Annotated in this window: 22 protein-coding genes; 1 reads left to right on the top strand and 21 read right to left on the bottom strand. The window is 62.1% G+C overall.

Features of this window, described 5'->3' with window-relative positions:
• Window positions 1–8 precede the first annotated feature (8 nt).
• The 15 genes from rpsH to rpsJ form a co-directional block, all read right to left on the bottom strand.
• A complete protein-coding gene (gene rpsH, locus CXQ91_RS00780; protein WP_018773673.1) occupies window positions 9–407 on the bottom strand; it encodes a 30S ribosomal protein S8 in 399 nt (132 codons plus the stop codon).
• An 86-nt stretch (window positions 408–493) separates the two neighbouring features.
• The gene (rplE, locus tag CXQ91_RS00775; protein WP_011692799.1) at window positions 494–1,075 is read right to left on the bottom strand and encodes a 50S ribosomal protein L5; all 582 of its coding nucleotides are present in this window, start codon (window positions 1,073–1,075) and stop codon (window positions 494–496) included.
• A complete protein-coding gene (gene rplX, locus CXQ91_RS00770; RefSeq protein ID WP_104172036.1) occupies window positions 1,075–1,434 on the bottom strand; it encodes a 50S ribosomal protein L24 in 360 nt (119 codons plus the stop codon). The genes rplE and rplX overlap by 1 nt, the downstream gene beginning before the upstream one ends.
• Window positions 1,435–1,437: 3 nt before the next feature.
• Window positions 1,438–1,806, bottom strand: a complete 369-nt coding sequence (rplN, locus tag CXQ91_RS00765) for a 50S ribosomal protein L14 (protein ID WP_003803789.1) — start codon at window positions 1,804–1,806, stop codon at window positions 1,438–1,440.
• A 393-nt stretch (window positions 1,807–2,199) separates the two neighbouring features.
• Entirely contained in the window at window positions 2,200–2,508 is a 309-nt protein-coding gene (gene rpsQ / locus CXQ91_RS00760; RefSeq protein ID WP_104172035.1) for a 30S ribosomal protein S17, read from the bottom strand.
• Complete coding sequence (rpmC, locus tag CXQ91_RS25610) at window positions 2,505–2,834, bottom strand: 50S ribosomal protein L29 (RefSeq protein ID WP_104172034.1); 330 nt, start codon at window positions 2,832–2,834, stop codon at window positions 2,505–2,507. Before rpmC ends, rpsQ begins: the two co-directional genes overlap by 4 nt.
• A 2-nt stretch (window positions 2,835–2,836) precedes the next feature.
• Window positions 2,837–3,253, bottom strand: a complete 417-nt coding sequence (rplP, locus tag CXQ91_RS00750; protein WP_104172033.1) for a 50S ribosomal protein L16 — start codon at window positions 3,251–3,253, stop codon at window positions 2,837–2,839.
• The gene (gene rpsC / locus CXQ91_RS00745) at window positions 3,254–4,087 is read right to left on the bottom strand and encodes a 30S ribosomal protein S3 (protein ID WP_104172032.1); all 834 of its coding nucleotides are present in this window, start codon (window positions 4,085–4,087) and stop codon (window positions 3,254–3,256) included.
• Window positions 4,088–4,453, bottom strand: a complete 366-nt coding sequence (rplV, locus tag CXQ91_RS00740; protein ID WP_003803798.1) for a 50S ribosomal protein L22 — start codon at window positions 4,451–4,453, stop codon at window positions 4,088–4,090.
• Window positions 4,454–4,491: 38 nt separating this feature from the next.
• Window positions 4,492–4,773: a 30S ribosomal protein S19 gene (gene rpsS / locus CXQ91_RS00735; protein ID WP_011692805.1), complete on the bottom strand. Its 282-nt coding sequence runs from the start codon at window positions 4,771–4,773 to the stop codon at window positions 4,492–4,494.
• A 12-nt stretch (window positions 4,774–4,785) separates the two neighbouring features.
• Window positions 4,786–5,625 carry a 50S ribosomal protein L2 gene (gene rplB / locus CXQ91_RS00730; protein ID WP_104172031.1) on the bottom strand — a complete coding sequence of 280 codons (840 nt, stop codon included), beginning with the start codon at window positions 5,623–5,625 and terminating at the stop codon, window positions 4,786–4,788.
• Between the two features lie 29 nt (window positions 5,626–5,654).
• Window positions 5,655–5,960 carry a 50S ribosomal protein L23 gene (gene rplW / locus CXQ91_RS00725; protein ID WP_024366132.1) on the bottom strand — a complete coding sequence of 102 codons (306 nt, stop codon included), beginning with the start codon at window positions 5,958–5,960 and terminating at the stop codon, window positions 5,655–5,657.
• Window positions 5,957–6,574 (bottom strand): 50S ribosomal protein L4, encoded by a 618-nt coding sequence (gene rplD, locus CXQ91_RS00720; RefSeq protein WP_104172030.1) that lies wholly within the window; start codon window positions 6,572–6,574, stop codon window positions 5,957–5,959. The genes rplW and rplD overlap by 4 nt, the downstream gene beginning before the upstream one ends.
• A gap of 4 nt (window positions 6,575–6,578) precedes the next feature.
• Window positions 6,579–7,229 carry a 50S ribosomal protein L3 gene (gene rplC, locus CXQ91_RS00715; RefSeq protein WP_102973689.1) on the bottom strand — a complete coding sequence of 217 codons (651 nt, stop codon included), beginning with the start codon at window positions 7,227–7,229 and terminating at the stop codon, window positions 6,579–6,581.
• A 17-nt stretch (window positions 7,230–7,246) separates the two neighbouring features.
• The gene (rpsJ, locus tag CXQ91_RS00710; RefSeq protein ID WP_003803825.1) at window positions 7,247–7,555 is read right to left on the bottom strand and encodes a 30S ribosomal protein S10; all 309 of its coding nucleotides are present in this window, start codon (window positions 7,553–7,555) and stop codon (window positions 7,247–7,249) included.
• A 398-nt stretch (window positions 7,556–7,953) separates the two neighbouring features.
• On the opposite strand from rpsJ, the gene CXQ91_RS00705 reads away from it, so the two are divergent.
• Window positions 7,954–9,381, top strand: a complete 1,428-nt coding sequence (locus CXQ91_RS00705) for a GH1 family beta-glucosidase (protein ID WP_104172029.1) — start codon at window positions 7,954–7,956, stop codon at window positions 9,379–9,381.
• 8 nt (window positions 9,382–9,389) lie between these two features.
• Here the strand turns inward: CXQ91_RS00705 and CXQ91_RS25175 are convergent, their stop codons facing one another.
• The 6 genes from CXQ91_RS25175 to rpsL form a co-directional block, all read right to left on the bottom strand.
• Complete coding sequence (locus CXQ91_RS25175; RefSeq protein ID WP_258073772.1) at window positions 9,390–9,515, bottom strand: hypothetical protein; 126 nt, start codon at window positions 9,513–9,515, stop codon at window positions 9,390–9,392.
• A 38-nt stretch (window positions 9,516–9,553) separates the two neighbouring features.
• Complete coding sequence (locus CXQ91_RS00700) at window positions 9,554–13,768, bottom strand: hypothetical protein (RefSeq protein WP_104172028.1); 4,215 nt, start codon at window positions 13,766–13,768, stop codon at window positions 9,554–9,556.
• Between the two features lie 164 nt (window positions 13,769–13,932).
• Window positions 13,933–15,123 carry an elongation factor Tu gene (tuf, locus tag CXQ91_RS00695; RefSeq protein WP_069949303.1) on the bottom strand — a complete coding sequence of 397 codons (1,191 nt, stop codon included), beginning with the start codon at window positions 15,121–15,123 and terminating at the stop codon, window positions 13,933–13,935.
• Window positions 15,124–15,368: 245 nt separating this feature from the next.
• On the bottom strand, window positions 15,369–17,483 hold the full coding sequence (gene fusA / locus CXQ91_RS00690) for an elongation factor G (protein ID WP_104172027.1): 2,115 nt from the start codon (window positions 17,481–17,483) through the stop codon (window positions 15,369–15,371).
• A gap of 69 nt (window positions 17,484–17,552) precedes the next feature.
• On the bottom strand, window positions 17,553–18,023 hold the full coding sequence (gene rpsG, locus CXQ91_RS00685) for a 30S ribosomal protein S7 (RefSeq protein ID WP_011692813.1): 471 nt from the start codon (window positions 18,021–18,023) through the stop codon (window positions 17,553–17,555).
• A gap of 1 nt (window position 18,024) precedes the next feature.
• On the bottom strand, window positions 18,025–18,399 hold the full coding sequence (gene rpsL, locus CXQ91_RS00680) for a 30S ribosomal protein S12 (protein WP_011692814.1): 375 nt from the start codon (window positions 18,397–18,399) through the stop codon (window positions 18,025–18,027).
• Window positions 18,400–18,713 lie beyond the last annotated feature (314 nt).

The following is an 18,713-nucleotide window of genomic DNA, read 5'->3' as shown; positions in this document are numbered from 1 at the left end:
CTTTCCCGTTACCAGACGTAAGCGAGGACTTCGCCGCCCACGCCCTTCTTGCCGGCCTGCTTGTCAGTCAAGAGGCCGGAAGAGGTGGACAGGATTGCGACACCCAGGCCACCGAGCACGTGCGGCAGGTTGGTGGACTTTGCGTAAACGCGCAGTCCCGGCTTGGAAATACGACGAACGCCAGCGATTGAACGCTCGCGGTTCGGACCGAACTTGAGCTCGAGGGTCAGCTTCTTGCCAACCTCAGCGTCTTCTTCTTTCCAGGAGGCGATGTAACCTTCAGCCTTCAGGATGTCGGCAACGCGTGCCTTGAGCTTGCTGTACGGCATGGTCACGGAATCGTGGTATGCCGAGTTTGCGTTGCGCAGACGCGTAAGCATGTCTGCGACGGGATCTGTCATGGTCATGTTGGGCTCTTGCCCTTCCTCATAACGGTTTCCGCCCTGCCATCCCCTAGGGGAATCGGCAAGGCCGGACCTTCTATGTAGCTAGATTAAGCTTCGGTCTTGAACGGGAAACCAAGCGCCTTGAGCAGCGCGCGGCCTTCGTCGTCGGTCTTGGCGGTGGTCACGACGGTGATGTCCATACCGCGAACGCGGTCGATGGAATCCTGGTCGATCTCGTGGAACATAACCTGCTCGGTCAGACCGAAGGTGTAGTTGCCGTTGCCATCGAACTGCTTGCCACTGAGGCCCCGGAAGTCACGGATACGCGGCAGTGCCAGCGTGACCAGACGGTCCAGGAATTCCCACATGCGGTCCCCACGCAGAGTTGCGTGTGCACCGATGGGCATGCCTTCGCGCAGCTTGAACTGTGCGATCGACTTGCGGGCCTTGGTTACCTGCGGCTTCTGACCGGTGATCAGGGTCAGATCGCGGACAGCGCCGTCGATCAGCTTGGAGTCCTTGGCGGCATCTCCAACACCCATGTTCACAACGACCTTGACCAGACGGGGAACCTGGTTGACGTTTTCGTACTTGAATTCCTCGATGAGCGTGCTCTTGATGGAATCCGCGTACTTGGTCTTCAGACGAGGAACGATCTTGCTTGCCGGAGTCTCGAGAGTCTCAGTCATTAGATGTCCTTCCCGGAGCTCTTGGCCACGCGTACGCGCACTTCACGCTTCACGCCATCGCGCTCAACGGTTTCGGTGCGGAAACCGACGCGGGTGGGCTTCTTGGTGGAGGGGTCAACCAGGGCCACGTTGGAGATGTGGATGGAAGCCTCGACGACCTCGATGCCACCGGTCTTGGAGCCGCGCTGCGACTGACCGACCTTGGTGTGCTTGGTTACGCGGTTAATGCCTTCGACCAACACGCGGTTGGTCTCCGGGAATACGCGCAGAACCTTGCCCTGCTTGCCTTTGTCGCCGCCGCGCTCAGCCTTGGCGCCAGTGATGACCTGAACGAGGTCACCCTTTTTGATCTTAGCCATGGACTAGAGCACCTCCGGAGCCAGAGAAACGATCTTCATGAACTTCTTGTCACGAAGTTCACGACCAACCGGTCCGAAGATACGGGTACCGCGGGGGTCACCGTCGTTCTTCAGGATCACAGCTGCGTTCTCGTCAAACTTAATGTAGGAACCATCCGCACGGCGGCGTTCCTTCTTGGTACGGACGATGACAGCCTTGACGACATCGCCCTTCTTTACGTTGCCGCCCGGAATTGCGTCCTTGACGGTAGCGACGATAACGTCGCCAATGCCTGCGTAGCGACGGCCAGATCCACCGAGAACGCGAATGGTAAGGATTTCCTTAGCACCCGTGTTGTCGGCGACCTTGAGTCGCGACTCCTGCTGAATCACTATTTACTCCTTGCGTCGCGCTGGTTCTCAGACCGAAAATCTTCCTACGGAATGAGCCTTGCGGAACGGTTGATCGGGGTGTCTCTTGACCTGCCTGGATTTTGCCAGACCAGGCCTAAACTCCCGTGCCAAAAACATTTGCTTCCCAGGCGATTCCGACGGATCGGAGCTCAAGGGGGCACTATGCCGTGGCACGATTGTTTACGAGGTTGATGACGGCGCACGAAGGGCGCCATACAAACTCAAAATCTTAGCACGTTCCGGCCCCTGGACACTAACCGGCGACGGACCTGGACTGGCCCGGGGGCAGGACACGAAAAGGCCCGCTCCCCTTGCGGGGAACGGGCCTTTCTGGTCAGTAATGACCTAGGCCGGACAGGTCCGGCTCAGGGGTTACTTGGCCTTTTCGAGGATCTCCACCAGGCGCCACCGCTTGGTAGCGGACAGCGGGCGGGTCTCGGCGAGGAGAACGAGGTCGCCGATGCCGGCGGTGTTCTCTTCGTCGTGGGCCTTGATCTTCGTGTTGCGGCGGATGACCTTGCCGTAAAGGGCGTGCTTCACGCGGTCTTCGACCTGGACAACGATGGTCTTTTCCATCTTGTCCGAGACGACGTAGCCGCGCTTCGTCTTACGGTAACCGCGCTCGTCAGCCTTGGCTGCGTCGGAAACAGTTTCCGTCACGTTCTCGTCCTTTTCACTCACTTGGCATCCTCCTCGGCCTCAACCGTTTCAGCCTTGTCGGCCTTCTTGGTTGCAGCCTTCTTGGACTTCTTCTCTTCCTTGGCTTCCACAACCGGTGCGGCTACCTCGACACGAATGCCGAGCTCGCGCTCACGGAGAACGGTGTAGATGCGTGCGATGTCCTTCTTTACCGCGCGCAGACGACCGTGGTTCTCCAGCTGACCGGTGGCGGACTGGAAACGCAGGTTGAACAGCTCTTCCTTGGCCTTACGGAGTTCTTCAACGAGACGCTCGTTGTCGAAACCGTCCAGCTGTGCGGATGCAAGTTCCTTGGATCCTACTGCCATTTCTACTCACCACCTTCGCGACGCACAATGCGTGCCTTCAACGGCAGCTTGTGGATTGCCAGGCGCAGGGCCTCGCGAGCTACCTCTTCACTGACACCGGAGAGTTCGAAGAGAACCCGGCCCGGCTTGACGTTTGAGACCCACCATTCCGGAGAACCCTTACCGGAACCCATGCGGGTTTCGGCAGGCTTCTTCGTCAGCGGACGGTCCGGGTAAATGTTGATCCAGACCTTACCGCCACGCTTGATGTGGCGGGTCATCGCGATACGGGCAGATTCGATCTGACGGTTCGTGACGTATGCCGGGCTCAGAGCCTGGATGCCCCACTCACCGAAGGAGACCCTGGTGCCGCCCGTAGCAGCGCCGGAACGACCCGGGTGGTGCTGCTTACGGTGCTTGACTCGACGTGGGATAAGCATTTAAGCCTGTCCTCCTTCTACTGCAGCAGGTGCAGCCTCAACTGCCGGAGCTTCGGCAGCCGGAGCTGCCTCCGCTGCCGGACGGTCGGTACGACGGCGGCGGTCACCACGGTCAGCGCCACCCGGGCGGCCCGGGCGATCGCTGGCACCACGGCCGCGGGACGGAGCAGCAGCTGCCTGCTGAGCCAGTTCCTTGGAGGTGACGTCACCCTTGTAGATCCAGACCTTCACGCCGATACGGCCGAAGGTGGTCTTGGCTTCGTAGAAGCCGTAGTCGATGTTCGCGCGGAGAGTGTGCAGGGGCACACGGCCTTCGCGGTAGAACTCCGAGCGGGACATTTCAGCGCCACCCAGTCGACCGGAGCAGGCGATACGGATGCCCTTGGCACCTGCACGCTGTGCGGACTGCATTGCCTTCTTCATCGCACGGCGGAATGCCACGCGGGAAGTCAGCTGCTCTGCAACGCCCTGGGCAACAAGCTGTGCTTCCATCTCGGGGTTCTTGACCTCGAGGATGTTCAGCTGAACCTGCTTGCCGGTGAGCTTTTCGAGCTCGCCGCGGATGCGGTCTGCTTCTGCACCGCGGCGGCCGATGACGATGCCCGGACGTGCCGTGTGGATATCCACACGGACACGGTCGCGGGTGCGCTCGATTTCAACCTTGGCGATACCGGCGCGCTCCATGCCCGTGGACATGAGCTGGCGGATGCGGATGTCTTCGCGAACGAAGTCCTTGTACCGCTGGCCGGCCTTGGTGCTGTCAGCAAACCAGTGCGATACGTGATCGGTGGTGATGCCGAGTCGGAACCCGTGCGGGTTAACTTTCTGTCCCACTTAGCGAGCCTCCTCTTTCTCCGGGGTAGCGACTACCACGGTGATGTGGCTCGTGCGCTTCTTGATCTGAAATGCACGACCCTGGGCACGCGGCTGGAACCGCTTCATGGTCGGGCCTTCATCAACAAACGCTTCGCTGATGATGAGGTCACCTTCATCAAACGCCACGCCGTCGCGGTCCGCGAGGACCCGGGCGTTGGAGATTGCTGACTGAACTACCTTGAATACCGGCTCCGAAGCTGCCTGGGGGGCAAACTTCAGAATTGCCAGAGCCTCGTTCGCTTGCTTACCACGAACAAGGTTGACGACGCGCCGGGCCTTCATAGGCGTTACGCGGATGTGACGCGCAATTGCCTTGGCTTCCATTGCTTTCCTTCTCTCGTCTTTGACGTAAGTGCAGGCGCCTAGCGGCGCTTGCCCTTACGGTCGTCCTTGACATGGCCGCGGAATGTCCGCGTCGGAGCGAATTCGCCGAGCTTGTGCCCGACCATCGACTCGGTGACAAACACCGGGATGTGCTTGCGTCCGTCGTGCACGGCGATCGTGTGCCCGAGCATGTCGGGGATGATCATCGAACGGCGGGACCAGGTCTTGATAACGTTCTTGGTGCCCTTTTCGTTTTCCCTGTCCACCTTCACAAAGAGGTGCTGGTCAACGAAAGGACCTTTTTTCAGGCTGCGTGGCATGTGTCCAGGCTCCTATCGCTTGTTCTTGCCAGTACGACGACGACGCACAATAAGCTTGTCGCTCTCTTTGTTCGGGCGGCGGGTGCGGCCCTCACGCTTACCATTCGGGTTGACGGGGTGACGTCCACCGGACGTCTTACCCTCGCCACCACCGTGCGGGTGGTCAACCGGGTTCATGGCGACACCACGGACGGTCGGGCGAACGCCCTTCCACCGCATACGGCCGGCCTTGCCCCAGTTGATGTTCGACTGCTCGGCGTTGCCGACCTCGCCGATCGTGGCGCGGCAGCGCACGTCAACGTTGCGGATTTCGCCGGAAGGCAGACGCAGCTGGGCGAAGCGGCCTTCCTTTGCAACGAGCTGGATCGATGCGCCGGCGGAGCGGCCCATCTTGGCGCCGCCACCCGGACGCAGTTCAACTGCGTGGATAACGGTACCCACCGGGATGTTGCGCAGGGGCAGGTTGTTGCCAGGCTTGATATCAGCGTTGGCACCGGCCTCTACGAAGTCACCCTGGGACAGCTTGTTCGGGGCGATGATGTAACGCTTGGTGCCATCAACGTAGTGCAGGAGGGCGATGCGAGCCGTACGGTTCGGATCGTACTCAATTTCGGCAACGCGGGCGTCAACGCCGTCTTTGTCGTGGCGACGGAAGTCGATCAGACGGTACTGGCGCTTGTGGCCACCACCCTTGTGACGGGTCGTGATCTTACCGGTGTTGTTACGGCCACCCTTTTTCGGGAGGGGACGTACCAACGACTTTTCCGGCGTCGACCGCGTGATTTCAGTGAAGTCCGCTACGCTCGAGCCACGACGGCCCGGTGTAGTCGGCTTGTATTTACGGATTCCCATAATTTATTTCCTCGTTAAAGTGGTCTCCGCTACGAGAGCGGACCGCCGAAGATGTCGATAGTGCCTTCTTTGAGGCTCACAATTGCACGCTTGGTGTTCTTGCGGGTACCCCATCCGAATTTGGTGCGCTTGCGCTTACCGGCACGGTTGATGGTGTTGATCGAGTCGACCTTGACGGAGAAAATCTTCTCCACAGCCAGCTTGATCTCGGTCTTGTTCGAGCGGGGGTCCACCAGGAAGGTGTACTTTCCCTCATCGATCAAGCCGTAGCTCTTTTCCGATACGACGGGTGCAAGCACAACGTCGCGCGGGTCCTTGATGGTGGCTGCACTCACTTGGCATCCTCCTCGTTCTTTGCCTTGGCGGCAACGAATGCCTCATAGGCAGCCTTGGTGAAGACAACGTCGTCAGAGACGAGCACGTCGTAGGTGTTCAGCTGGTCTGCGTACAGAACGTGAACATCTGCGAGGTTGCGCACGGACAGTGCGGCAACATCGTTGGCGCGCTCGATGACAACGAGCAGGTTCTTGCGCTCGGACACGCCGCGCAGCGTTGCCAGTGCATCCTTGGCGGACGGCTTGGTGCCGGCTACCAGTTCAGCAACAACGTGGATGCGGCCGTTACGGGCGCGGTCAGACAGTGCGCCGCGCAGTGCAGCAGCAATCATCTTCTTGGGGGTCCGCTGGCTGTAGTCACGCGGGGTCGGGCCGTGGACAACGCCACCACCGGTCATGTGAGGAGCACGGATTGAACCCTGACGGGCGCGGCCGGTGCCCTTCTGCTTGAACGGCTTGCGGCCTGCACCGGAAACTTCAGCGCGGGTCTTGGTCTTGTGGGTACCCTGGCGAGCAGCAGCGAGCTGGGCAACGACGACCTGGTGCAGCAGCGGCACGTTGGTCTGTACGTCGAAGATCTCTGCAGGCAGGTCAACCTTGACAGTGCTAGTCATTGAACTAGGCTCCCTTCACGGCGGTGCGTACGAGGACGACCTGGCCGCGGGCACCGGGAACGGCGCCCTTGATGAGGAGCAGCGACTTCTCGACGTCAACTGCGTGAACCGTGAGGTTCAGCGTGGTGTGACGAACGGCGCCCATGCGGCCGGCCATTTTCATGCCCTTGAAGACGCGGCTCGGGGTGGATGCGCCACCGATTGAACCGGGCTTACGGTGGTTCTTGTGTGCACCGTGGGAAGCTCCAACGCCGTGGAAGCCGTGACGCTTCATAACACCGGCGAAGCCCTTACCCTTGGTGGTGCCAACGACGTCGATCTTCTGGCCGGCTTCGAAGACCTCAACAGAGAGCTCCTGGCCCAGCTCGTACTCGGCAGCATCTGCGGTACGGAGTTCGACGACGTGACGGCGAGGCGTGACGCCTGCCTTTTCAAAGTGACCAGCCAGCGGCTTGGTGACCTTGCGGGGATCGATCTGGCCGTAGCCGATCTGAACGGCGACGTAGCCATCAACTTCTGCATTGCGCAGCTGGGTGATGACGTTTGAGTCAGCCTGGACAACAGTGACGGGGATGAGCTTGTTGTTCTCGTCCCAGACCTGGGTCATGCCGAGCTTCGTGCCCAGCAGGCCCTTTACGTTACGGGTTGCGGTCATAGTCTCTCAGCACCTCCCTACAGCTTGATTTCGATGTTCACGTCAGCCGGCAGGTCGAGACGCATAAGCGAGTCAACAGCCTTCGGCGTGGGGTCGATGATGTCGATCAGACGCTTGTGCGTGCGCATTTCAAAGTGCTCGCGGCTGTCCTTGTACTTGTGCGGAGAGCGGATAACGCAGTACACGTTCTTCTCCGTCGGCAGCGGCACGGGGCCAACTACCGTTGCGCCTGCGCGCGTGACCGTCTCAACGATCTTCCGTGCTGAAACGTCAATGACCTCGTGGTCGTATGACTTCAGCCGGATGCGGATTTTTTGTCCCGCCATGTCGCCTGACTCTCTTTCAGTCTGTGCTTCCCCTGATTAGGGCTGCCCTGTTTACTTACTCGTTGCATGGCTGCCGAAGCATTTGAAGTCGTAACTACCACCCGCCGCACAAGCTGAATCCGGAAAAATCCGGGTTCCTCAACCTGCCGGCGTAACCGACCCCCGCGGTCGGGCGTGTCGCGCTCAGCACGCGTACTCGTCCGCAGTTCCATGGGGAGTGGGTTATGTTTGGTCTCCTACTTGGACCCTGACACCCGGCATTATCCGGATCGGGACGCGAAGGAGCGCTTGAACAACTCATCTAGTATGCCGGATTTTATGGGCAGAAGCCAATCAGGCTATGCGGAGCCTTGCCGCCGGTCATTGCCTTCAGCAACAGTCGAATGGATGATAGGGACATGACTGTGCAGAACTCTGCGGCGTTGCAGAGCCTGGCCGGACGGCTGGATCCGGAGTTCACCCTGGGTGTGGCGGCCGCCGCGTTCCAGATCGAGGGATCGCTAAAAGCTGACGGGCGCGGACCCTCCGGCTGGGATGCCTTCGCCGAAAAGCCGGGCACCATCATGGACGGCCACTCCCCTGCAGTTGCCTGCGACCATTACAACCGCTCCGGCGAAGACGTTGCCCTGATGCGCGAGCTGGGCATCGATTCCTACCGGTTCTCCATTTCCTGGCCCCGGATCCAGCCTGACGGCCGCGGCCCTTTCAACAGCCAGGGCCTCGACTTCTATGACCGGCTGATCGACCAGCTGCTCGACGCCGGCATCTCACCGATGGCCACGCTGTACCACTGGGACACGCCCCTGCCGCTCGAACACAGCGGCGGCTGGATGAACAGGTCCACGGCGGAGCGTTTTGCCGAGTACAGCGCAGCCGCAGGGGAAAGGTTCGGCGACCGGGTTGCCCAGTGGGTCACCTTGAATGAACCGGTTTCGGTGACCCTCAACGGATATGCGCTGGGCGTGCATGCCCCGGGCCACGATCTCCTGTTCAATGCCCTGCCGTCTATTCACCATCAGCTGCTGGGGCACGGCCTCGCGGTCCAGGCCCTGCGGGCCGCAGGCGTCACCGGTGGGGTAGGCGTCACCAACCTCCACTCCCCTGTCCGGCCGGCAACAGGCAAGCCCGGCGACAGGATGGTGGCGAGGATTTTCGACACCTTGATGAACCGTGTCTACGCGGACCCCGTCCTGCTGGGCCGCTACCCGAAACTGCCCCTTGTGGTCCGGCCGTGGTTCCGCTCCATGGGCAAGATCTCCGACGCCGACCTCCGGACCATCCACCAGCCGTTGGACTTCTACGGACTCAATTACTACTACCCCGTGAAAGTGGCCATGGGCCGCGGGACGGTCAGCGTACCGGCGAACAATTCTGCGGCACTGTCCCGGCTGCCCTTCCACGAAGTGGGCTACCCGGAGTACGAGACCACCGGGTTCGGCTGGCCGGTGGCCCCGGAGCACCTCGGCATCCTTCTCCGCGAAATGAAGGACCGGTACGGCGATGCCTTGCCGCCCCTCTACATCACAGAGAGCGGAGCCAGCTTTCCGGAGCCTGAGCACGTGTCCGGTCCGATTGCCGACACAAAGAGAATCGAATACCTGGCCAACCATTTGAGTCACGCGATTGCGGCCACGTCCCCGGGTGGTATAGCCGAGGACGTGAAGCTGCTGGGCTACTACGTGTGGACGCTGTTGGACAACTTCGAGTGGGCGGCTGGATACTCCCAGCGCTTCGGGCTGATCCACGTGGACTTTGACACGCAGGAGCGCACACCCAAGGAATCCTTCTACTGGTTCCAGGCGCTCAGCAGGGCACGGAAGACCTGAGCGCGGGCCTACTGGTTCTTGTTGGCCCGGTTGATGCGCTTGGCGCGGTCGATCTCCTGGCGGAAGTGCTTCTTCGCCCAAAAAACTCCGGCGACTACCGCAGCGGCAACCAGGAGGAAAATAATCCATTCCATGATGCTGTCCTTTCGTTGTCAGCCACCTTACCAAGGCTTCAGTGCAAGCGATCCCGCCCGTCGGGGGTCGGCTGGGCCTCGGATTGCGGTCCTTCGTCTGCCGGCGCCTCCGGCTTGGCGCGGGCCAGTTTCCACAGGGCAAAGGCTATGAGCCCGACGGCGATCAGCGCCAGCAGCGCGAAGGTATAGGACCGAAGCGCCCACGTCAGGCACAGTGCGACACCGGCCGCACCCCACCAGACGAACATCCGTTCTCCGATAAGCAGTCCGGACAGCAGCAGTGCCGCGTGCAGGGCCAGCACCCACAGCTGCTGGCCGCCGGATCCGCCAAACAGAATGCCCAGCCCGCTCAGGCCAAGCAGTGCGGCGCCCGCCCCCAGGAGGACTCGGCCCGCTGCCCGGTATCCGGCAGCGAAACGCGGCGCGGCGAGGGCTGCGGCCAGCAGGACGTACCACTGCACCGCCCAGAACGGCGCCTGCAGGTGGCCATCCGTGATGAGGACGGCCCGCTGCACCGCCAGGGTCACCAGGAACGCGCCAATCTCGAGAGCCAGCCTCCGCGCCCGGACCGGAACTTCCTTCACGGCCACGGACACGGTTGCAGCCACGAGTAGAGCCGCTGTCAGAGCCGTGGCATCGCGCACCATTCCCGTCACCGCTGCCGCTGCCAGCCCGAGCGCCGCTGCGGAAACCAGGGTCCTCCGCCGCACTCCGTCCTGATCACTGAGCGCGAAGCTGGCCCCGTAGAGAACCAATGCCGCCGGCCCGCATCCGGCCAGCCAGGGCAGATAGGCGCCCCACGGCCCCTCGGTACCGCGAAACACGGCGGCGGCAATCAACGTCGCCCCGGCCAGGACAAGTGCTGCGGCCAGCGGATACAGCAACGGTGTGCGTTCCACGTGCGATGCCGTAAACCCGGTGGCGGCCAGCACCACGAGGGTAGCGCCGGTAATCCAGTCCGCAGCCTGGCCGGCGACAAGTCCGGCGGTGAGGGCGGGAGCAGCTGCCCCGGCGAGCCAGAACCAGCGGTCCACGCCAGCTTCGCGTGAACCGTCGCGGTGCCGTTGCCGTGCAATGCCCGCGATGTTGAAAGCCAGTGACGCGGCCAGGAGGGCCAGGGGGACGCCGTCCCAACTGAGAAGCGGCGCGGCGAGGACGGTTCCGGCCCCGAACTGCAGTGCCGGTCCCGATGCGATGACGGCGAACACTCCCCCGTACACGCAAAGGTAGAGCGCCCCACGTGCCGCGAACAGCCGATGGGCGGCCAGGGCACCAAGCACCAGCAGCAGCAACTCAACGAGGACAACTGCCCGTCCACCTTCGGCAGCGTAGATGGCGGAGACGCCAGCGCCCTGGATCACGTACAGCGCGGGCAGGACTGCCTGCGCCCCGAGGGTTACCCATACCGCGGCGTCCTGGAATGGCACTTGCCCCAGCCGGTGCCGCATTAACCAGCGGACAACGTGCTGCAACGCCAGCACGCCGGCGAAGGTGAGTGACACTACGGTGCCGGACGCCGTGATGTCGAAGCTGAAGACCACCGCCAGCGCCGCAGTCAGTAGGCGGGCCGCGGCAAAGTAGGCACCCTTCGCCTGTCGCGGTTCCACCGCCACAACCATGGCGGCGCTGAAGGCCGCGAAGATGCCCAGCAGAAGTTCGACGTCGGACGGGCGGTCACCGCTGCAGACAAGCAAGACCGCCAGCATGGACGGCGCAAAGGCTGCCGCCGCCGCCAGGTCACGGAACACGTATCCCGAGGCAGCTGCACTAAGGGCCATCACGGTGATGGTGAGGGTTCGTTGCCAGTCCCAAGTTCCCTCGACCGCCGCTGTGTGGGGCAGAATCAGGGCCGCCGCCAGGGCGGCGGTCTGCAGCATCAAAACAAGGGCGACGTCGGCCACCACCGCGTCCGGAGCCCGGTCGCGCATAGCGGCGGTCAGCGGGAACACGAGCTGAATCCCCAAAGCAACAATCAGGACTGTGGCGAGCGAAATTTCCTGACCCCCGACTACCACCGGCCCTGTGGACTCCTGGAGCTGCCCATAAGCAAGAACCAACAGGAGCGTTGCCGCAGCCCGGCCCATCCACCAGTAGGCCCACCGCCGGATGGCCGCCGTTGAGCGCAGGGCCGAGGCGCCAAGATACAGGACGACGAGCAGCAGGACGCCGTTGCCCAGTCCGAGCGAAACACTCGTGTAGGAGGCCAGCACGACAGCCGCCGAGACTGCCAGGGGCAACGCCTCCGCTGTCGTCGGTTGCCAGGGAACGCCCAAGCCAATGCGCGGGAACAGGACCGTGCCCGTCGCCAGCGACGCAACGAGCTGAACCACGAGGGCTGTGGCCAAAAGCAGGTTCCCGGCGGTGGTGTCCGTGGCGGCCAGGGCCACGGCGGCAACTATCCCGGCAGCGGTAAACCCGACCAGTGTGGGCACGGGGGCAAGCACCGCGGCGCCGGCACGCTCCGCCGCGGCCGATGCTAGCTGCTGCAGCACGAGAGCCAGCGACAGGGCGAAGATAGCAGCAGCAAGCACTTCAGGGTTCCCCTCCATCACAGCGGAGGTCAGGACTGGAACGGCCAAGGTGCCCGCTATCCGCGCAGAAAGGATGAACTGCGGGCGCATCGGCGAACGGGTACCCGCCGACCGCACGGCCCAAAAAAGCGTGCCGGCCGCCAGGATGGTGAAGTTCAGCCACGGCCCCAGCTGCGCGCCTGCGATGATGCCCGTGGCCAGCGCTGCCGGCGGCGCCCACTCAGCGACTCCCCCGGCTTTGACCGCGATCACCATGCCGGTGGCTACGCTGGCAAGCACCGCCCACAACAAGAGGCCATCCTGGCTGCCGGGAACCGGCAGCAGCATGAGCACGACCATCAGCAGCTGCACTCCAAAGGTGCAGAACGAGTCAGCCCGCCAGTGCCGTTCTCCTCCCCGGCCCGGACACCACCGCTGCAGTGTGGCCGCACACGCGGCCGTCACCACCGATTGCAGGGCCAGAAGGGATCCGGCCGTTACGAGGCCCCAGGTGACAGTACCGGTCAGGTGCCAGGCCCAGGCCGAAGCCGCAATCGTCATCGCCAGCCGCGCACCATAGATCTTTGGCAGACGGTGCACAGCGGACGGCACGGCGGCCGCCAGCGCGAAGTATGCTCCGCAGAGTGCCATGATCAGGGCGAACTCGCCTCGATCCAAGTGCAGCGGCAGAACCGTTGCCGCAACGGCCACTGCCGGGACAACGAACGGGTCGAGAAGCATGATGGGACGCAGGAACAGGGGCGGGACCCAGCGGGGCTTCATCAGCGTTACCAATGTCATCGCCGCGGCGAAGCCGATCATGGCCCCGAAGTACCAAATGAGCGAAGCACCCAGTACGGCAACTCCTGACCACGCCGTCGAAACCACAAACGTGAGGGACAGATACACCAGTACGCGGCTTTCGAGCCGAAGAGCAGCAGCGACGTAGGCCAGCGTTCCAACAACGGAGGTCAGGAGCCACGCGAGGGGACCGTCCTGGACGGCAAAGTTATACATCGCCAGGCCCGCGACGGGCACCAGCGCAAGCCCGGTTCCGGCAAAGGCTACGGCGGCAGGACGCAGTCTCGGAGCCTTTGCGTGCAGTGCAAATCCTGCGCCATAGAAGAGCACCGTGATGAGGCAAACGCCGGCAAAACGCAGCACAGCCGGCAGGCTTGTGCCCACAAAGAGCGCCCCCGCTGCCACCAGCAACAGACTGGCAACATAGAGCGTGACGTTGATGTTCTGCCGTTCGCGTTTCTCCTTGCGGGCCAGCCGTTCGGCCGGAGACTCTTCGAACGGAGCCCCGTCCAAGGATGGCGCGTCCAAGGATGGCCCGTCAAAGAATGGCTTGTCCAACGATGGCCGATCATTCGGAGCGGCCAACGTCGGCAGGTGCGCGAACGGCTGCTCCGCGAGTGCGGCCGGCACCAGGCCCGGCATCGGCACCGCCGCCTCTATTGGTGGGCCCGGTGCCTCGGCAGGCGGGACAGCTGGCTCTGCCGGTGGGAAGGCAGGCAAGCCGACCGCATGGCCTGCTGCTGTCATTGGCGCCTCGGCAGCAACCTGCCGCGGTAACCGGGCAGCCATGTTGGCGTCATTCCACCCCTGCACGTGGCCTGCCATGAAGCCGTTCCGGTAGGCGTCGCCCGCGGCGGCTTTAAGCTGGCGGACGGAATGCCGGGAGACGATCAGGAGTACGGCGGCAATGATGAGCAGAAGCGTCATGAGGGCGGACCACATCTCGGTTCCTTTCGGTGAATCGCCGCAAACGACCTTCGATGCAGTTTATCCAGCGACTGGACTAACTCTAGCAAAAAACAGCCCCGCTGCGTGTAAACGCAACGGGGCTGTTGATAAGGATCAGACGACCGTCAGACGGCGTACTGATCCCTGATCAGCAAGTATTACTTGAGGATCTTGGTAACGCGTCCCGAACCAACGGTGCGGCCGCCTTCGCGGATAGCGAAGCCGAGGCCCTCTTCCATGGCGATGGGCTGGATGAGCGCAACGGTCATCTCAGTGTTGTCGCCAGGCATAACCATTTCCGTGCCTTCCGGCAGGGTGATAACGCCGGTTACGTCCGTGGTGCGGAAGTAGAACTGCGGGCGGTAGTTGGAGTAGAACGGGTTGTGACGCCCGCCTTCGTCCTTGGAGAGGATGTAGACGTTAGCCTCGAAGTCGGTGTGCGGGGTGATGGAACCCGGCTTGACGACAACCTGGCCACGCTCGACATCGTCGCGCTTCAGACCGCGGAGCAGGAGGCCACAGTTCTCGCCGGCCCATGCTTCGTCGAGCTGCTTGTGGAACATCTCGATACCGGTAACCGTGGTCTTCTGGACCGGGCGGATGCCGACGATCTCGACCTCGGAGTTGATGGCGAGGGTTCCACGCTCGGCGCGGCCCGTAACAACGGTGCCACGGCCGGTGATCGTGAAGACGTCTTCGATCGGCATCAGGAACGGCTTGTCGCGGTCACGTACCGGGTCCGGCACAGAGTTGTCGACAGCTTCCATGAGGTCCTCGACGGACTTGACCCAAACCGGGTCGCCTTCGAGAGCCTTCAGACCGGAAACGCGAACGACCGGAGCCTCATCGCCATCGAAGCCCTGAGCCGAAAGCAGCTCGCGAACTTCCATTTCGACGAGGTCGAGGAGCTCTTCGTCATCGACCATGTCCGACTTGTTCAGTGCAACCAGCAGGTAGGGAACACCAACCTGGCGGGCGAGCAGGACGTGCTCGCGGGTCTGAGCCATCGGGCCGTCAGTGGCGGCAACCACGAGGATTGCACCGTCCATCTGTGCAGCGCCGGTGATCATGTTCTTGATGTAGTCAGCGTGACCCGGAGCGTCTACGTGTGCGTAGTGGCGCTTCTCGGTCTGGTACTCAACGTGGGAGATGTTGATGGTAATGCCGCGCTGACGCTCTTCGGGAGCAGAGTCAATAGACGCGAAGTCGCGCTGCTCGTTGAGTGTCGGGTACTTGTCGTACAGCACCTTGGAAATCGCGGCCGTCAACGTCGTCTTACCGTGGTCAACGTGACCAATGGTGCCGATGTTAACGTGCGGCTTAGTCCGCTCGAACTTTGCCTTTGCCACAGGTTCCTCCTAGAACGTTTTCAAATGACTTACCCTTCGACCGCGCTTGTCGCGGCGAAACTTCAGTAAGTCTACTTGGGGGGCTTTGGATTGATGAAATTGCAGATTCAGGAACTAATACTAGTCCCTCGAGCCTGTTCGTGCAGATGGCCGGAAACCGGGCTGGCCTGACACGGCCATCTGCACCGGGCTAGTTTCCGGAACCGGAAACGCACCCGAGTTTGTCGCTTTGAAAGTCCGGTGGACTACTCGCCGCGGTTCTTCTGGATGATCTCGTCGGCAAATGCCTTCGGGACCTCGGCGTAGCTGTGGAACGTCATGGAGTACACAGCGCGGCCCTGGGTCTTTGAACGCAGGTCGCCGATGTAGCCGAACATGCCGGACAGCGGGACGTGCGCGCGGATAACCTTGACGCCCTGGGCATCCTCCATGGACTGCATCTGGCCACGGCGGGAGTTGAGGTCACCGATAACTTCACCCATGTATTCCTCAGGGGTGCGGACCTCGACATCCATCAGCGGTTCGAGCAGGATGGGGTTCGCCTTGCGTGCGGCTTCCTTGAAAGCCATACGGCCGGCGATCTTGAACGCCATTTCCGAGGAGTCAACATCGTGGTACGCGCCGTCAATCAGCGTGGCCTTGATGCCGACGACCGGGTAGCCGGCCAGGACGCCGTCGTTCAGTGCATCCTGGATACCTGCATCAACAGACGGAATGTATTCGCGCGGGATACGGCCACCAGTGACCTTGTTCTCGAACTCGTACAGCTCGCCGTCGGAAGTGTCCAAAGGCGCGATGGCGATCTGGATCTTTGCGAACTGACCCGAACCACCGGTCTGCTTCTTGTGCGTGTAGTCATGACGCTCTACAGCGCGCTTGATGGTTTCGCGGTAAGCAACCTGGGGCTTGCCCACGTTTGCCTCGACCTTGAATTCGCGGCGCATGCGGTCCACCAGGATGTCCAGGTGGAGCTCGCCCATGCCGGCGATAATGGTCTGGCCGGTGTCTTCGTTGAGGGAGACCTGGAAGGTCGGGTCCTCAGCGGAGAGCTTCTGGATGGCCGTGGAGAGCTTCTCCTGGTCACCCTTGGTGTTCGGCTCGATTGCAACCGAGATCACGGGCTCCGGGAAGCTCATGGACTCGAGGACAATCTGGTTGGCCGGATCGCACAGGGTGTCGCCTGTGGTGGTGTCCTTCAGGCCAATCGCTGCGTAGATGTGGCCGGCGGTAGCGCCCTCGACGGGCATTTCCTTGTTGGCGTGCATCTGGAACAGCTTGCCGATGCGCTCCTTCTTGCCCTTGGTGGAGTTGACCACCTGGGAACCTGCTTCCACGTGACCGGAGTACACGCGGATGAAGGTGAGCTGGCCGAAGAACGGGTGGGCAGCGATCTTGAACGCCAGGGCCGAGAACGGCTCTTCGGAAGAAGGCTTGCGCGTCAGTTCCTTCTCTTCGTCGCGGGGATCGTGACCGATCATCGGCGGGACGTCGAGCGGGTTCGGCAGGTAGTCGACGACGGCATCGAGCATCGGCTGAACGCCACGGTTCTTGAAGGCAGAACCACAGAACACCGGGTACAGCTCGGAGCTGATCGTCATCTTGCGGATGCCGGCCTTGAGCTCCTCGACGGTGATTTCTTCACCTTCGAGGTACTTCTCCATCAGCTCTTCCGTAGCCTCGGCAACGGTCTCGACGAGCGTTGCGCGGTACTCTTCGGCCTTGGCCTTGAGATCAGCGGGGATCTCCTGGACCTCGTACTTGGCACCCATGGTGACGTCACCCTTGGAGTCGCCGGGCCACACCAGTGCGCGCATCTCAAGGAGATCCACGACGCCGATGAAGTCGTTCTCGGCACCGATCGGCAGCTGCATAACCAGCGGCTTAGCGCCGAGGCGGCTGATGATGGTGTCCACGGTGAAGTAGAAGTCAGCGCCGAGCTTGTCCATCTTGTTGACGAAGCAGATACGCGGAACGTTGTACTTGTCAGCCTGGCGCCAGACAGTCTCGGACTGCGGCTCCACGCCTTCCTTGCCGTCGAAAACGGCGACGGCGCCGTCGAGGACGCGCAGTGAGCGCTCAACCTCAACGGTGAAGTCCACGTGGCCGGGGGTGTCGATGATGTTGATCTGGTTGTTGTCCCAGAAGCAGGTCACGGCGGCAGACGTGATGGTGATGCCGCGTTCCTTTTCCTGTTCCATCCAGTCGGTCGTCGAAGCGCCGTCGTGCGTTTCGCCGATCTTGTGGTTCACACCTGTGTAAAACAGGATGCGCTCGGTGGTGGTGGTCTTGCCGGCATCAATGTGGGCCATGATGCCGATATTGCGGACCTTACTAAGGTCGGTAAGCACGTCCTGTGCCACGGTGTCTCCCTTTCGGATGGACTACACGTTCGCCGCCGGCTCGTCAGAGCCGGCGGCGTCCGGGAAGTATTACCAGCGGTAGTGTGCGAAGGCCTTGTTGGACTCGGCCATCTTGTGGGTGTCTTCGCGACGCTTGACAGCGGCACCGAGGCCGTTGGATGCATCCAGGATTTCGTTCTGGAGACGCTCGGTCATCGTCTTCTCGCGGCGGGCCTTGGAGTAGCCGACCAGCCAGCGGAGGGCGAGGGCCGTGGAGCGGCCCGGCTTGACCTCAACCGGAACCTGGTAGGTGGCGCCACCGACGCGGCGGGAGCGGACCTCGAGGGAAGGCTTGACGTTCTCCATGGCCTTCTTGAGGGCTGCAACGGGGTCGCCGCCGGACTTGGCGCGGGCGCCTTCGAGTGCACCGTAAACGATGCGCTCAGCGGTGGACTTCTTGCCGTCTACGAGCACCTTGTTGATGAGCTGGGTGACCAGCGGGGAGCCGTATACGGGATCTAGAACTAGCGGCCGCTTGGGGGCCGGACCCTTGCGAGGCATATTACTTCTTCTCCATCTTTGCGCCGTAGCGGCTGCGGGCCTGCTTACGGTTCTTCACACCCTGGGTATCGAGGGCGCCACGGACGATCTTGTAGCGGACACCCGGAAGGTCCTTCACACGACCGCCACGGACGAGCACAATGGAGTGCTCCTGGAGGTTGTGGCCTACACCGGGGATGTAGGCAGTGACTTCAACGCCACCGTTAAGGCGCACACGTGCAACCTTACGCAGAGCCGAGTTCGGCTTCTTCGGGGTGGTGGTGTAGACGCGGGTGCAAACACCGCGGCGCATCGGGCTGCCGTTAAGCGCGGGAGCCTTGGTCTTTTTGACCTTAGGCGTGCGGCCCTTTCGGACCAGCTGGTTAATCGTAGGCACTCTCGTGTTCTCCGTTTTATCCGGAGCGGCCGCTGACAGCCGCTCTCCTTTTGCTTTGCCCCGCCGCCCGAGCTTTGAAGAATCTCCAGAGCAGCTGAGGCGAAGCCTTAATAGTCGGATCGCACACCGGGGAACCTGACTCACGTCAGCAACGGCCCCTAGGCATGCAAAAATGTGGCATACGTTGCACAAGAACCCTGCAAACCGGAAACGTCGCTCAGGTTCAGCCTTTCAGCTCAACCGGCGCACTCATCCACTGCCACAATAACAATTGGTATCCAGTCTAACATGGACGGCCGCCAGGCCTTAATCGG

It is taken from the genome of Arthrobacter sp. Y81 (assembly GCF_002929335.1).
Taxonomy (GTDB): domain Bacteria; phylum Actinomycetota; class Actinomycetes; order Actinomycetales; family Micrococcaceae; genus Arthrobacter.
The sequence above is the reverse complement of the archived record's forward strand: the minus strand, read 5'-3'. Positions and strand labels throughout refer to the sequence as shown.

Coding starts and splice junctions, on each gene's coding strand:
- rplB (WP_104172031.1), bottom strand. CDS start 5,625: ATGGGAATCCGTAAATACAAGCCGACTACACCGGGCCGTCGTGGCTCG.
- rpsH (WP_018773673.1), bottom strand. CDS start 407: ATGACCATGACAGATCCCGTCGCAGACATGCTTACGCGTCTGCGCAAC.
- rpmC (WP_104172034.1), bottom strand. CDS start 2,834: ATGGCAGTAGGATCCAAGGAACTTGCATCCGCACAGCTGGACGGTTTC.
- CXQ91_RS25175 (WP_258073772.1), bottom strand. CDS start 9,515: ATGGAATGGATTATTTTCCTCCTGGTTGCCGCTGCGGTAGTCGCCGGA.
- rplC (WP_102973689.1), bottom strand. CDS start 7,229: ATGACCGCAACCCGTAACGTAAAGGGCCTGCTGGGCACGAAGCTCGGC.
- rplX (WP_104172036.1), bottom strand. CDS start 1,434: ATGGCTAAGATCAAAAAGGGTGACCTCGTTCAGGTCATCACTGGCGCC.
- rpsS (WP_011692805.1), bottom strand. CDS start 4,773: ATGCCACGCAGCCTGAAAAAAGGTCCTTTCGTTGACCAGCACCTCTTT.
- rplE (WP_011692799.1), bottom strand. CDS start 1,075: ATGACTGAGACTCTCGAGACTCCGGCAAGCAAGATCGTTCCTCGTCTG.
- CXQ91_RS00700 (WP_104172028.1), bottom strand. CDS start 13,768: ATGTGGTCCGCCCTCATGACGCTTCTGCTCATCATTGCCGCCGTACTC.
- rplP (WP_104172033.1), bottom strand. CDS start 3,253: ATGCTTATCCCACGTCGAGTCAAGCACCGTAAGCAGCACCACCCGGGT.
- rpsJ (WP_003803825.1), bottom strand. CDS start 7,555: ATGGCGGGACAAAAAATCCGCATCCGGCTGAAGTCATACGACCACGAG.
- rplD (WP_104172030.1), bottom strand. CDS start 6,574: ATGACTAGCACTGTCAAGGTTGACCTGCCTGCAGAGATCTTCGACGTA.
- rplV (WP_003803798.1), bottom strand. CDS start 4,453: ATGGAAGCCAAGGCAATTGCGCGTCACATCCGCGTAACGCCTATGAAG.
- CXQ91_RS00705 (WP_104172029.1), top strand. CDS start 7,954: ATGACTGTGCAGAACTCTGCGGCGTTGCAGAGCCTGGCCGGACGGCTG.
- rpsG (WP_011692813.1), bottom strand. CDS start 18,023: ATGCCTCGCAAGGGTCCGGCCCCCAAGCGGCCGCTAGTTCTAGATCCC.